A 14,950-nucleotide genomic window follows, 5' to 3' on the forward strand; every position below is an offset into this window, starting at 1 on the left:
GATTTGTTTACAGTCAATCCTTTGCTATGATACAACTCTACCCGCTAGTGCGCGTCAGCTGTCTGGTGCTCCTGTTCTTTCTGCTCTGGAGCCCTGTACAGGCGCAAAACTGCTATCCTGATTTCTATGTCTACCAGGTCTCCCCCTACGGCCCTCTGTGCTCGCCGGGCTATGTGACGCTTCGGGCTGACTCTTACCAGGGGGAGAGCGGACAGTATGTGAGCGGCGAGTTTCGCTGGTACTCCGGCGAAACTTCCACCTGGCCTGTTCAGACCACCCAGATCTGGGGCAGTAATACGACAAGTGACTATATGGTGTACGCTGAGGACGGGAAGACGGTATGGGTGAGCTATTTTGACAATAACACCTGGTGTGAGTCCAGTCGTGTGGCCTACACCTTCTCCATCACATCCCCGCCGACGATGTCGGTGGAATACGCCAAATCCTGCGAGCCGGGAACGGCCGAGATCAAGCTCTCGGGGGCTCCTTCTGGGGGCACTTACCGGCTCTACAAGTACCAGAACGGCTATCTGAACCTGGTGCAAAGCAACAGTACGGGGCTGTTCATGATTCAGGGCTACGACAGGGCCAATGATCACGATCTTTACCAGGCTCAGATTTACATGTCCTCCGGCTGCGGAAACACGGTTTACTACCCGCTCCACATCGACGCACCGGATCCGACCCCTCCAACGGTAAGCGGGACGCTCACCGTGTGCCAGGGAACGGGTACTGTGCTCTCGGCAACGGGCGGAGAGAACTCCTACACCTTCCGATGGTATGATGGGGCGGGAAACCAGCTGATTGAGGGTACCCAGTTCACTGTGCCTTCCACGCTGGCGGCAGGTACCTATTACTATTCTGTGCAGGGGGTAAGCGCTACTGACTGCCACACTGAGCCCCTGGAGTTTGCCGTCACAATCAACCTGCGTCCGGTGGACAGCTCCATCCTGGCCAACGGGCAGACAGGCTCGGCCATGATTTACCTAGGCCAAAAAGTAACGATATCCAGCATAGGCGGGGTGGGTACCCCTCACTACTGGTACTCCTCCAACGAGGGCGCCAGCTGGAATGAGCTTGACGCAACCACTATCGGTCAATCTAACTTTGAGCACGAGCCAAGTTCCACGGGTGTTTACACATATCGTGTAAAGAACCGCAACGAATGCGGGTTTTGTGATGAAAACGGTGGCAGCTGCGGCCCAGAGCAGCTCGTTCGCGTGACAGTATTGGCGCCGCCCACGGTGCACATCGCTACCTCCAGCGGGATTGGCATAGGCTTCGGCACTTCACTTAAGGCGAGCGTGTCAGACGGCTCGGAGGCCAGCTTCACCTGGTCACCGGCTGTGGGGCTAAATAGCACGGCTGGAGCGGTCATTAAGGCCAACCCGGTCACTACGACGACCTACACTGTGACAGCCACCTGGAGAAACGGTTATACGTCCATGGGCACGGTAACCGTTTCTCCCGGCGGCAATAACCATAACTACATCGTCGAAAGCGTGATGATGGATAAGTATAAAACATATGAGGAGTTACATCAGCTGCCCGCCAGAGAATTCCGGCAGCAGGTGAGCTACTTCGACGGCTTGGGCAGGGCCTCTCAGAAGGTCGCGCAGCGCGCCTCGCCGCTGGAGCAAGATATCGTGACGCCTGTGGAATACGACCAGTTGGGGCGTGAGGCGCGCAAGTTCCTCCCCTACGCAGCAGATGAGGCCAGTGGTTTTTTCAAGCCAAATGCCTTGGGGGACGGGCCTTCCAGGGCTGGGGCGGATTACTTGAGCGACAGTTACCTTGGAAGTCGGCAGTACAAGTTCTATCAGCAGGAAAATGGCCCGGTTGCCAGCGGCCTGCCCTTCTCACAAGCAATCTTGGAGGCCTCGCCGCTAAACCGTGTGCTGGAACAGGGTGCGCCGGGGGAGGCGTGGCAACCAGCTGAAAGCGGACGGCTGGGGGATATTCACACTGTGAAAGTTCATCAAAGGGCTAACGCTGTGGGTGAGGTGCGCCAGTGGGAGTACAGCTCTTCTGATAACTTCTTTGTTTCTCCAGGGTATTATGCTGCGGGCAGCCTCTTCGTGACAGAGACATACGATGAGCAGGACGCCCTCGTGGTAGAGTACAAAAACCTGCAGGGTCAGGTGGTGGCAAAGAAAGTGCAGGAGATTGGTTCAATCAGCAGTAGTGAAGTCGAATCTGGTTTCATGATCACGCAGTACATTTACGATAGCTTCGGCAACCTGCGGCTGGTGATCCAGCCTGAGGGCTACCGCAGTGAACTGCCTGGTCCGGACGTGAACGGACACGTCACTCTTTCTTCCACACTCACACCCGTTTTCCTGAAACGTTGGTGCTTTCGTTATGAATACGACGGGCGCCGCAGGGTGATTGAGAAGCAGGTGCCAGGGGCGGGAGCTGTCTACATGGTCTATGACCTGCGCGACTTGCCTGTGCTCACGCAGGACGCCGAGCAGCGGTTACGTGATGAGTGGGGCTACGTGCGCTACGACGCGCACGGCAGGTCCGTGGAGACAGGCCTCTACCGACCGGGGGAGGAGCTGACGCAGGGCCAGATGCAGCAGCGCCTGACGGACTTCTACATCGGGGATCCTGACCAGGTGACGGAGGAGCACTTGAGCATCTCATCACATGACGGGCGGGCGGTCTACGAGGCCAGCGGCTCTATCACATTTTTGCCGGACTTCAGCTTCGCGGCCACATCTACAGCCAGCCTCACGGCCCGGATCGCACCGGCCACCTCGCTGGCTCGCCAATCGTACTTCCCTGGGGGTGGAGATGACTACGAGGCGCTGACGCAGACCTTTTACGACAATTACGGGCAGCCGGAGTTGGAGGACTATAACTTCAACGGTACGATCATGGCGAGGCTGACTCCGCAGAACACACGCGTTTTGGGGCTGGTGACGGGTACGCGAACTAAGGTGCTAGGTACAGGCGAGTGGCTGACGAACGTGACTTTCTACGATGAGAAGTACCGGGTAATTCAAACATTGGGCGACGGTTTCTTAGAAGGGAAGCGGGTGGCCGGATGGGAGCGGACGGGCACCGTCTACGACTTCGCGGGGCAGCCAGAGGAAACTCTAGCGATATATCAGGTGCCCGCTCGGGACCCTGAGCCGGCGCGCATCTATCGCATCTACCAGCAGATGAGCTACGACCATGCGGGACGCCATACTAAAACGGTGCAGCAGATAGACGGTCATGGGCCGGAAATGCTGGCCGAGAATAGTTACAACGAGCTGGGACAGCTTATCACAAAGAGACTGCACAAGAAGAGCAACAGCGGGCAGGAAGAGTGGGAGAGGGACTTTCTCCAGGAGGTGGACTTCCGCTACAACATACGAGGCTGGCTGACTGATATCAACAACCCGGAGCTGGTCGTGCAGCAGGAAAAGCTTTTCGGCATGAAGCTAAGCTACAATACGGACATGCAGCTGGGGGGGCTAGGCCAATACAATGGCAATATCTCAGAAATGCGCTGGGCCACGATCTCCGATGAAGGGAAGCAGCGTGGCTACGCCTACGCCTATGACAGGGCCAGCCGACTGACCGAAGGCCTCTACCGGTCAAATCCGGGAGCTGGTTGGACAAACATAGGCGAGAACTACACCGTGAGCGGCATCACCTACGACGCCAATGGTAACATTGGCTCTATGGAGCGACACGGCCTACTGCAGGAGGATGCTTATATGGAGCAGTATACCTTGGAGGACTTCGGACCAGTGGACAACCTAAAGTACGATTATGCGGGCAACCAGCTGATTAACGTGAAGGACGAGGGTGGGGACGTGGGGCACAAAGACTATTTTCGTGACAATGGGCACACAGATGAAAACGCTGTCGAATATGGTTACGACTTGAACGGCAACCTTGAAAAAGATGACAACAAGGGCATCACCTCTGTTGCCTACAACCACCTGAACCTGCCAGAGCGGGTGGAGGTCGCTGACCAGGGGCATATCCGGTTCATCTACACGGCCGCAGGGCAAAAACTCCGTAAGGAGGTTTATGACACCAATAATCAGCTGACGAGCTCCACTGAGTACGCGGGGCCTTTCGTGTTCGAGGGCGGGGCGCTGCAGTTTGCCCACACCTCCGAGGGCAGGGCCCTCTACCAACCGACGGCCGACGAGCCGTGGCGCTTTGAGTACCACCTCAAGGACCATCTGGGCAACTTGCGGGTGAGCTTTGCCGAACCCACAAGCTTAACTGCTGAACTCACGATGGAGATGATGGCCGCCCCACAGGAGGAGGAGAACTTCGGGCGCGTTTCTGAGACGCGCCACCTGGACCGCGGCCGCTCACGATCGGGCTCGCACGCAGCGTTGCTGGGCGCGGGCAGGGGCAAACCGCTGGGGCCTGGTCGCAGACTGACCGTTCGATCCGGCGATAGGGTGAAGGCGGAGGTTTACGGCCTCTATGAGGAGGAGGTGAAAAGCAACAAAGGCCTTAACCTGGCCGCTTGGCTGTTGGGGTCTGCGACGGCGGGCGTGGGCACCATGACTGAACTGGGCAATGGTAACGGCAAGGCCTTGCCTTACATCGGGGCGGGCATCGCGTTGGCGCCTGTGGTATTGCAGAAAGAAAAGGGGGCTCCTGTGGCCTACATGCGCTATATTGCTTATGGCAAAGACTCCAGCTATGTCGACTCTGGCTATCAGTTGCTCACTAGACTGGCCAACGGGGAGTGGGAGAAGTTGGAGCTGGCCTATACCGCTAAGCAGGATGGCTTTGTGGAGGTGTTCCTCGCCAACGAGAGTTACGAGGCGGCTTGGTTCGATGACATGTCAGTGCAGCACCTGGAACAGATGCTTGTGCAGGAGAACCACTACGACCCTTGGGGGCTGAACCTGGCGGGCATCGAGAAGCAGGGGGCGCCGGACCACCTCTTCCAGTACAACGGAAAGGAAAAGCAGACCGAGCTGGGGCTTAACTGGATGGACTACGGGGCCAGGATGTATGATGCGCAGCTGGGGAGATTTCATACCCAGGACAGGTTCGCTGAGAAGTACCTCAATTTCACGCCGTATCAATATGGGGCGAATAATCCAATTAGATTTATAGATATTAATGGTGACAGTATAGGTGTACATAGTTCCATCAGCAGTGATTTTGTACTGAATCGAGCCTTTAATCACTTTGCGAGTTCTAAAGTTGGAAGAGCATTCTTATCTCAATATGCAAAGAAAGGACAAACTATAGCGGGATATACTTTTACAGAAGATGGCCAATACCACAAAGATGGAATACACTTGAATTATGAGGCTAAACTAGTTGAAGATGATGAAGTCTGGAAAGATAGAGGGAAAGATTCCCGTGGAAGCACTAATGCTGAAGGAAATACAATAACTGTCTTTGTCAACTCTTATTCTAAAGTAAATTCGCAAGATGGGAGCACATATGATTGGTCTCCGAGCTTAGACAGGACCTCTGTTGCTACAGCAAAACAAATGGGAAGAGGTATCTTCTCAAGAACTATGACCTTTTTTCATGAGTCTTTTATTCATGCAGATTTATTTGCGAAGGATTATCAAGATAATGGTTTATTTGACTATAGCAATATATCCAGCAGGTTTAAAACTCCTGGTCTAAAGGAACACTGGCAACATTTTCAAGTTTTATATAATAAAGATAATTCACTATGGCCTGGAGGAGCTAAAAGGGGATTAATAGAAGTAAACTCAGGATACCAGTATTATAGTAATGAACAAATAAGTAAGATGATATGGGATTACAATGGAGGAAAAAGGTAACGAACCATTTCAAGGTTTTAGTCTGGTGCTCGTTTTTACTTTTCTGCAGCTCATGTGATAGTAGGAGTGAGGAAGTTATATTACTATCATATAATTGGTTTGATAGTGCCGATAAACAACTGAGTAGCGATACAACTACAATTACCTTATTAGAAAATGGAGCAATAAATACTGTTGAAGTATCGAAAGGAGGCCAAGTTCTTTTTACTTATAAACAAGTTTATGATAAAGACTCAGGCCTCTACAACTTCTGTGACGGTGTGAAAGTGCTAACACACTCCTTTTATGATTCTCTATCACTTTACAGGTATTGTAAGGCAAAATCCCCCTTTCTCAGCGAAGAGACAATATTAGTAGATAGTAAAAAATATAGCAGTAATGGTAAGAACTTTGTAGTGTTCCAGTATAAAGAGTTCAACACAATGCAAGCACCATTCTATAGTTACTATTTGGATGAAATTGGATTCATATGCTATTATGATTTTGAGAGTGATATTTACTTAAAACCTACATATTCCACTAAGCACTGGGATGTGGTTAAGGACATAACCCAACAGCTTGTTAGTGATTCTACTTTTTTTGCGAGATTTATCCTTAATAAAGCTTCTCCAGACTTTTATCGAGGTAGTGGTTATGAATAAATCCAAACTCTGTTAGTTCGGGGTTATAAACTGTATCCGCATTTCAATATGAACATAGTAGAGGCCATTTCCACTCTTAATTAGGCTACTTCCTTCAAAGGGTTTCTTGGGGAAAAAGCATTACTTGCATTAGTGTCATTGACAGGTAAAGCGGTGTTCGTGCGTGTCCTCGCTCACGCTCCCTTCGGCACACCATGGTCTACTCGCTGCGCTGCGTTCCACCATGGCTTTGCCTTTCGGTCGGCTCGTTGCGGTACTCCTCACGGCTGTTGCTATTTTGTTTTTGAGTCTATAATAAGCCTCCGGCAGGAAGGCCAAAAACAAAACCCACAGCCCATTTTATGCTCGCCTGCGGGTCAGCCGCCGCACAGCCAGCCGCCCACCCTCACGGGTGTTCTCTTCCTGGCTGGCTCTGGCTTCCGCTCGCAGCGGCTTCGCGCTTTGGAATCTTACCCCCAACCCCCGGCATCAACCGGGGGCTTTACTTTTGAACCTTTCAAGAGGAAGTTAGATTCTGTAATGTGACAAGTGCTTAATACATTTTATGAGTTAATTATTTTTTATACTTCTTTTATCTAATAATGTACTCCATGAATTCCCTGCCAAACTGTGTAATGCTCATATACTCAAAAGGTTCAACACCAATGCCCCCAATACCCGTGTCAACTAATAAGCCTCTCGAAAAAAGCCTTTGTTTGAAGTAAAGGAATTGATCTTCTGTTATATTATAATATGGTGCTTCCAGTCTATGTCTGCCAGAGGTGATCTTTTCATTTTCAGATGCGATCAGATTATTCACTCCATCAATCTCTGCGATTAGAGAAAGATAATTGTTGGCATAACCAGCAGCTTTTAGTTCTCTTTCCGGTTCTAATCGTTCCCTAAGCTGTTCCAACTTATTGTTATGCCTTACTAGATTTTGCTTAATAGGCTTAAGTTTAATATAGAAGAGGTTGAAATGATGCAGAATCGTGATTTCAGCTTCACTAAGACTTGAAATTAAGTCTAAATAAATCTCAGCACTGTCAACATTGATATTCGGGCAAAGCATTTGATTGATTAATATATCCCTGAATCTTCTATGTTTTTCCTTAGAACTCGACTGTACTACCCTCATTAGCACGGACTCAAATAAGTCGCTAAACTCCTCGGTTTGAAGGGTATCAAGGTTTATCAACTTAGTGTTATAATCTGATTCATCTTTTAGTAAATCTGCAAAATCGCTAATTCGATTCTTCTTGATCTGGCTTCTATCCGCAAATGCTACTAAATCAAGTGTATTGCCTATGTTCGGGATATCACTAAAGTAGTTTTGCATAACTGCAAGCCTTCGGTCTTTTTTATGGATACTATGTTTCATCGCTACATTTTATTTCTCTAAAGTTAATGTCATCATAACTTTACTCAATATTTTAATGCTGCCTTAATAAAGGGTTTAACTAATGTAAATTAAATGGAAATAATATTTCAATCTGGCGAGTTTTATGGTGAGGAAAATTCGTGGATAGGGGATCTGTTCATTACTTCTATAGGTGCGTTTTTAGGGTTTTGTGGCGCATTGATTCTATTTCGGTACCAGCTAAGTGTGGAAAAAGAAAAAAATGGAAAGGCTGAAAAGGATTCAATAGAGCGAAAGCTCCATTATTTTACCTCGTTGATTCACAAAATAACTGGAGCAAGCAAAGAACAGGCTGATCATTTAAGGGCATTTTGTAATTCATTTAGTGAAGACCCATTTGAGCTACCTAGACCGGCATTGGTATCATCTCTTGATATTAAAAGGTTCTCAGAAGGACTAAGCCACGAAGAGTACTATTATGCATACATCAGCAAATTTGGGCTAACAAAATCAATAGTCTATGGATACAGACGCTTATATTCTTATATTGATTTTCTAAATATGGCTTTACCACAGCTTGATGAAGTATACAAACAATCAGTAATTTACCACAACGAACTAAAAAGTGAATACACAGACTTGGTCAATGAAAGTGTCCATATGGCAAGAGAATTGGTAAAACAGCTTGTTAATGATGAAGAATACAAAAGTTTGACTGAGTTTCTGGAAGAACGGCTTCATCGGAATAATGAGAATGCGGCATCTAGTTCAAGCCTTCTTTTAGCACAGGAGGAATGGGTGGATGCAGTAAGTGAATTTCTAAAAGTTAACTACATAGATGATGAAACCCTAAGTGATTTGATTAGAAAGCTGGACCGTGTTACGAACGTCTTTATCTTTAAAGAGCAAGCTAATGATACAATAAAAGACATGTTCAAAAAAAGTCATACTAAAATTGAAGAAGCGCATCGGGGGTTACTTGAAGTATCTTCCAATTTGGTATCAACTTACATCTCATATCAATAGCGCTTATGCAATTGATAAATTTGTTGACTTTGACTATTTTTTTAACAGATACATCGGGGCTTTAAGGTTAACGACATCGGCAGCATCGTGGGACTTGGCCGCTACTTCAGTTTTAGCGGTATAATCTCGGCCAGCATACTAAGCCGCTCTGATATAATTAGGCCTGTTCCTCTTCCATTCCAGGAGCCTTGCTTTTATGAAAGTTAAGAGCTTTTTCAGTTCTTTCTATCGCGAGTTGTAGTGTATATATAATATTATTGATAAAAGTAACCTTGTCATCTTATCTTACAGGAATGTTGTACTTGTAGCTTTGAGAGCCCAGCACTAACTGCCAACTAACTTTTTAAAAAAACATCACCACTATATGCGTTATCTGCTCTTGCCCTTTGCCAGAACCTGTATTAGACTACTGCCCTTCCTTCTACTTTTGCTTTCCTTTGCATCGTTTGCCCAGCCAGCCAAGCAGCACCTGCCGACGGGCGCTCCGGAGGCCGGGGAGCTGCTGCGCGAGATGATCGCCTGGCAGGACAGCCTGCAGGCAATCGACTATGCGCTGCAGGATTCCTCGCGCCTGCATGCTTCGCTTGACAGTCTGCGGCAGTTGGGGGAAGAGGGAGAAACACTCGCGCGAAGAGTTGACAGCCTCTCGCAGGCCGTAGCGGGACGGTCGGTACTGCCTGAGGAACTGAAGGAGGTGCGCGGGAGACTGGAACGCCAGCTGCAGGAGGGAAAGGAGGCCCTGGCCACCCAGTTCATGCCGGAGGAGCTCGAACAAGCCCTGCGCCAGCTTGAAGAGGCCGGGCAAAAAAGCGTTGCCGTCCGGTTACCCCAGCCCACTGCTGTGGGGCCGCTGCCAACTTCTGCCGACGAGTTGAAGGCAAAAGCAGGGCAGACGGCATTGAAAGCGGCGGGGGAGCCCTTTACCGAGCCCTTCGACAGGTTGGGGCAGGCGAAAGCCGACTTTGACAAGTACAAGGGTCGGGCAAGCAAGGTGGAGAGCGTGAAGGACATGCCCAAAGGCCTGCTGGGACCCAACTCCCTCAAAGGGAAGCACTGGGTGGAGCGGGTGGTGGTGGGCAGTCTCTGGCAGGCGGGCAAGCAGGAGCACTTCTTCCTGGACCTGGGGCCGACACTAGCCTGGCGCTTCTCGGAGCGACTCTCAGCGGGCGCGGGCGGACAGTACCGCCTGCACCTGAGCGTGAAGGAAAAGCCCTTTGTAGGCGGCTCGGAACGGGTGGGGGGCTACAGCCTCTTTTCGGACTTCCAGATCAAGAGCGGCTTTTTTGCACGGCTGCAGTACGAATACTTAAGTGCGCCGGTGAAGGAAATAGATCCCCTCACGCAGGAGGAGACACTTGGTAGAGTATGGGTGCCTGGGCTGTTAGTGGGGCTGGGTAAGGACTACACGCTCTACAAAAAGCTTAGGGGCTACGCCCTTCTGCAATACAACCTGCTGCACGAGAAGAGCCGCACGCCTTATCTACACCCGTTACAGGCCCGCGTCGGATTCTTCCTCTTTGGCAGTGATATTATCAAGTGACTTTAAGCAAAAGCATGCACTTATAATTTCATGAGCATCTTATTATGTGGAAGATAACAGGCTCGTTTGGGCTTGATGAGTCAAATCACATTTTAAGTTAATGGGATTTGTGCGGAATAATTTCTAAGTTTTTTGAGTAAAATAGGACGAAATAAAAAGGCGGAATAATTAGCTCCAAAACAGGAGATTTGTGTGCGAATTGTGTGTACATAAAAAAAGCCACTTAACGATTTTACTCGTAAGTGGCTGATTTTCAAGTGGTCGCGAAGGGAGTCGAACCCCTAACCTTCTGATTCGTAGTCAGATGCTCTATCCAGTTGAGCTACGTGACCATTTTCCGTTATGGTGATGCAAAGTAAAGGCCTTTTTTCTTGCGATGCAAGCCCCAGAGCGAATTTTTCTCAACTTTTTGCCGTCGCTTTCCGGAGCGCCCGCTTCAGGGCCTGGTCAAAAATAAAGTACAAGCCGCCTATCGATATGATTACCAGTGCGATCATCAGCAGTTGACTTCCTTTGTTGCTGCCAGGGTCCTGCAGTAATTTTATCACGTCGCTGGCCTGCGTACCTACCCAGAAGAAGAAAAGGGTACGGGGCAACATACCCACAATGCTCGCCAAAAAGAACCGGGTCTTGTCGACCTGCAGCAGCGAGAGCACAAAATTCATCAGCGCGAAGGGCAGCACCGGGGAAATGCGTGTCAGGAAGATCAGCCCCCAGCTCTGTTCGCGCAGCTCCTGCATCAGGTACATCGTTTTTTCGAAGCGATTCAGGAAAGACATCATTTTGCCATGGTCGATGAGACGGGCCAGGGTATAGCCGATGATTGACGCAATGCCATAAGACACAACCACTCCAGCAAAGCCAGGCCAGCCCAGGTAAAAGCCGCTTACCAGCGCCACAAAGGTAGTCGGAGTGAGGGCCAGTGACATGGTAAAGGAGATCACGACAAAGTAAAGGAGCATCTGTGGCCAGCTCAGGTCCTCTAGCAGGGTTTCGTTTTGATACAGGTATACAGCAGCCGAGGAGCTGACAACCAGCGGCACAACGACCAACAGCAGCATGGAAATAAAGGAAGGCGCGTTTTCACGTATAAAAGTCCGCAGCATGGACAGTTTAAGCATAGTAGACGTTTTTGGTCAAAGATAGAGCCTTGCAGGCAAGGAATTGCTGAAGGTATACGTAGATTACGGTATGGTCAATAAAACTTTGCGATATGTGCTATCAGCGCCGGGCCTCCTGGAGTCATTCAACTCCTGAAAGGTAAATTTATTAACTTGTGTCAAACCATTTATCCATAAAATAGATACTATGAAATTCGGAACAAAAGCTATACATGCCGGCGTGGAGCCGGACCCAACCACAGGCGCCATCATGACGCCCATTTACCAGACCTCCACGTACGTGCAGCGCTCGCCCGGCGACCACAAGGGCTATGAGTATTCCCGCACGCACAACCCGACCCGCACCGCCCTGCAAAATGCGCTGGCCGAGTTGGAGAACGGGAAGCATGGCCTTTGTTTCTCCTCAGGTATGGCGGCCATCGACGCGATCATCAAAATGCTGAAGCCAGGCGACGAGGTGATCTCGACCAATGACCTGTACGGCGGCAGCTACCGCATCTTCACGAAGATATTCGCCAACTACGGCCTCAAGTTCCATTTCACCAACATGAGCGACCTGAGCAAGGTCGAGGCGCTGGTGAACGAGAACACCCGCATGATCTGGGTGGAGACGCCCACCAACCCGCTGCTCAACATCATCGACATTAAAGGCTGCGCCGCCATTGCCAAAAAGCACAACCTGCTGCTGGTAGCCGACAATACCTTCGCCACTCCCTTCCTGCAGACGCCCCTTGACATGGGAGCCGACATTGTGATGCACTCGCTCACCAAGTATATGGCGGGCCACTCGGATGTGGTGATGGGCGCCGTGATCGTGAAAGATGATGCGCTGCACGAAAAGCTGGCCTTTATCCAGAACGCATGCGGTGGCACCCCTGGTCCGCAGGATTGCTTCCTGGTGTTGCGTGGCCTCAAGACGCTGCATATCCGGATGGAGCGCCACTGCGAAAACGGCCGCGCGGTGGCCCAGTACCTCAAGAACCACGATAAGGTGGAGAAGGTGTTCTGGCCGGGCTTGGAAGATCATCCGGGGCACCGTGTAGCCAAGGAGCAGATGCGCTCGTACGGCGGCATGGTGTCGTTTGTGCTGAAAGGCGACCGGATGGAAGACGCCATTGCTGCGCTGGAGCGCTTCAAGTATTTTTCTTTGGCCGAGTCGCTGGGCGGTGTGGAATCGCTTTGCGGACACCCGGCCTCTATGACGCACGCCAGCATCCCGAGCGCCGAGCGCCTGAAGGCTGGCCTGAGCGACTCGCTGATACGCCTGAGCGTAGGTATAGAAGACATCGAGGACCTGCTGGCCGACCTGGAGCAGGCTATCGGGTAATCATAAAAAAGACTGAAAGGTATAGCCGTTCCTCCCACAAGTGGAGCGGCTATTTTCGTAAGGTATAGATATAGATGGAAGAGCAACGCATCTTGTTCCGGGAAAAGCAACGGTTTAAGCAGTTCTGGCTATGGGCGCTGCTGCTGGGCCTGGCAGCCATCATGCTGGCAGGTTTTGTGTACCAGGTCCTGCTGGGCGGCACCTTCGGCAACCGGCCCGTGTCGGATGTGCCGCTGAGTATTTTGGTGGCCTTGATCGGCTTCGGGCTTCCTTTCTTTTTCTATTGGATAACCCTGACCACAGAGGTAATGCCGGGTGTGCTGCAGATGCGCTTCCGGCCTTTCCATCTGAAACCGGTGCGCATACCGCTGCATACCGTGCGCGATTTTGAGAAGGTAACCTATGACCCGATCCGTGAATACGGCGGCTGGGGTATACGCTGGGGCGCAAAAGGAAAGGCCTACAGCACGTCGGGCAGGGAAGGGGTGCTGCTGCGCTTTTACAACCAGCAGCCTCTACTGATTGGCTCACAGCGGGCAAAAGAGCTGTTTCTGGCTATAGAGCAGGCCAAAGTGCTGGGCAAAGGTATAGCAGACTGAGTCAGCAGGTATAGCACTCAGTTAACAGGTATAGAAAAGGCCGCTGTTCGGGAGGAGCAGCGGCCTTTTTAAGTGTATGCGGTATAGGGACTACTTCATCGACTGGATGCCCAGGATCTTGTAGATCTCGGTGAAATCTGGTGTCAGTATGATCTCGGTACGGCGGTTCTTGGCCTTGGCGGCAGGCGTACGGCCCGTGTCAACGGGCTGGAAGAAGGCACGTCCTGCCGGTGTGATGCGGTCAGGAGACAGGCCACGCTGTGCCATCAGACGGGTAATCTCGGTGGCACGCAGCACGCTCAGATCCCAGTTGTCGGCGATGTCCTTCGTACCTGGTCGCACCTCCACGTCATCGGTGTGGCCTTCTACCATCACGCCCACGCTCTGGTTTTTCTTCAGCACGTCTACCAGTTGGTCGAGGGCCTGCTTGCCGGTGTTGTTTACTTTGGTGCTGCCCGTGGCAAACAAAAGCTTGTCTGACATCGACACGTATACCTTGCCGTCTTTGATGTTCACGCTCAGGTCGCCCTGGTTGAAGCCAGACAGCGCACCGTTCACCTCGTTGCGCAGGTCGTCCAGTATTTTCTTCTGGTCGTTCATGGCGCGTTCCAGTTCCGCCAGTTTTTGCTCACGTGCCCGCAGCGTGTTACTCAACTCTTTTTCTTTGTCGCGGCTGGCGGCCTGCTCGCGTTCCAGGGCCTCCTTGCTGGCTTTCAGTTCGTCGTACTTTTTAGAGGAAACGCAAGATGACATCAGGGCGCCACATAGCAGCAGTGACAAGGATACTTTCGTGAAATTAGATTTCATGTGTGTTGGGGTGTTAATTGATCAGGTTGTTTGTGATTGATTTTTACTGGCAACTAAGCTACAGAACGAAAAATGACGCACGGAAGTATAAGCCGGCTCTATTCTGCACCTTAGCAGTCCCAATAATTAAGCAAATATTATGCTAGAACTATATTTTAGGTATAGCCGAAGGTATAAATATTTCTGGTATCGTAACAGGTAAACCGCAGGAAAAGGCTGATCAGGGCTCAGTAACCAGAGAAGGCGGCCTGGTTTGACAGGTGGAAGGGCTACTACAGAATATAGCAGGAACTGGTCATGCTTGATTTTTACTCATCATCTCTTCGAACCCATTCCAATGCTTTCTCGCGGTCGGTGGGTTCAAAGTACTTTACCTTTGCCGTGGTGAAGGGGTTTGCCATGACGGTGAACCAATCCAGCCACTTGCGGTTGCCGACAAGGGCTACTTTTTTAAAGTCAGATGCGTGGCGGAAGTCAAACTTCAGGTCTTCCCAGAGTGCCTGCAACGAAATCTCTTCGGCCTCCTGCAACTCGGCGTACACCCGTATCTTGCCGTACTGTTTGATTTTCTCTTCCAGGATCGGTAACATCACGTCGTAGTCATGGCGGTCTACGCTGCCTGCCAGGCGAAAAGCAACCATCTCTTCTCGCGACTCTTCCAGTAACTGTAGCATTGGGATCAGGTTTGTCGTCATAGATACGTAACGACAATAGCTGCGTTCCAGTATTGTATGCGGCTCCAGCTATACTTATACCTGTTATTGTACAATATTGGG

The 14,950-nt window shown here is 50.6% G+C and carries 10 protein-coding genes and 1 tRNA gene; 6 read left to right on the forward strand and 5 right to left on the reverse strand.

The features are described 5' to 3' along the window. Positions 1-26 precede the first annotated feature (26 nt). Both IEV97_RS20065 and IEV97_RS12105 read left to right on the forward strand, forming a co-directional pair. Positions 27-5,774, forward strand: coding sequence for a DUF6443 domain-containing protein (locus IEV97_RS20065; RefSeq protein ID WP_229733920.1), 5,748 nt, complete (start codon positions 27-29; stop codon positions 5,772-5,774). Next, positions 5,747-6,415 (forward strand): hypothetical protein, encoded by a 669-nt coding sequence (locus IEV97_RS12105; protein ID WP_188501738.1) that lies wholly within the window; start codon positions 5,747-5,749, stop codon positions 6,413-6,415. The genes IEV97_RS20065 and IEV97_RS12105 overlap by 28 nt, the downstream gene beginning before the upstream one ends. Positions 6,416-6,986: 571 nt before the next feature. Here the strand turns inward: IEV97_RS12105 and IEV97_RS12110 are convergent. Continuing rightward, positions 6,987-7,775 carry a hypothetical protein gene (locus IEV97_RS12110; protein WP_188501739.1) on the reverse strand — a complete coding sequence of 263 codons (789 nt, stop codon included), beginning with the start codon at positions 7,773-7,775 and terminating at the stop codon, positions 6,987-6,989. A gap of 93 nt (positions 7,776-7,868) precedes the next feature. On the opposite strand from IEV97_RS12110, the gene IEV97_RS12115 reads away from it, so the two are divergent. Both IEV97_RS12115 and IEV97_RS12120 read left to right on the forward strand, forming a co-directional pair. After that, the gene (locus tag IEV97_RS12115; RefSeq protein WP_188501740.1) at positions 7,869-8,780 is read left to right on the forward strand and encodes a hypothetical protein; all 912 of its coding nucleotides are present in this window, start codon (positions 7,869-7,871) and stop codon (positions 8,778-8,780) included. 364 nt (positions 8,781-9,144) lie between these two features. Further along, on the forward strand, positions 9,145-10,320 hold the full coding sequence (locus tag IEV97_RS12120; protein WP_188501741.1) for a hypothetical protein: 1,176 nt from the start codon (positions 9,145-9,147) through the stop codon (positions 10,318-10,320). A 258-nt stretch (positions 10,321-10,578) separates the two neighbouring features. Here IEV97_RS12120 and IEV97_RS12125 read toward each other — a convergent pair. Beyond that, positions 10,579-10,652 (reverse strand) — tRNA-Arg (locus tag IEV97_RS12125). Positions 10,653-10,721: 69 nt separating this feature from the next. Beyond that, positions 10,722-11,441: a TVP38/TMEM64 family protein gene (locus tag IEV97_RS12130; RefSeq protein WP_188501742.1), complete on the reverse strand. Its 720-nt coding sequence runs from the start codon at positions 11,439-11,441 to the stop codon at positions 10,722-10,724. 187 nt (positions 11,442-11,628) lie between these two features. On the opposite strand from IEV97_RS12130, the gene IEV97_RS12135 reads away from it, so the two are divergent. Together IEV97_RS12135 and IEV97_RS12140 are read left to right on the forward strand one after the other, a co-directional pair. Further along, positions 11,629-12,768, forward strand: a complete 1,140-nt coding sequence (locus tag IEV97_RS12135) for a cystathionine gamma-synthase (RefSeq protein ID WP_188501743.1) — start codon at positions 11,629-11,631, stop codon at positions 12,766-12,768. Positions 12,769-12,842: 74 nt separating this feature from the next. Continuing rightward, the gene (locus IEV97_RS12140; RefSeq protein WP_188501744.1) at positions 12,843-13,367 is read left to right on the forward strand and encodes a DUF6141 family protein; all 525 of its coding nucleotides are present in this window, start codon (positions 12,843-12,845) and stop codon (positions 13,365-13,367) included. Positions 13,368-13,457: 90 nt separating this feature from the next. Here IEV97_RS12140 and IEV97_RS12145 read toward each other — a convergent pair whose 3' ends face one another. Beyond that, positions 13,458-14,174 (reverse strand): OmpA family protein, encoded by a 717-nt coding sequence (locus IEV97_RS12145; RefSeq protein WP_188501745.1) that lies wholly within the window; start codon positions 14,172-14,174, stop codon positions 13,458-13,460. Positions 14,175-14,482: 308 nt separating this feature from the next. Then, entirely contained in the window at positions 14,483-14,848 is a 366-nt protein-coding gene (locus IEV97_RS12150; protein WP_188501746.1) for a SpoIIAA family protein, read from the reverse strand. Positions 14,849-14,950: the final 102 nt, after the last annotated feature.

The sequence above is a fragment of the Pontibacter amylolyticus genome (assembly GCF_014638845.1).
In the GTDB taxonomy this organism is placed as follows: domain Bacteria; phylum Bacteroidota; class Bacteroidia; order Cytophagales; family Hymenobacteraceae; genus Pontibacter; species Pontibacter amylolyticus.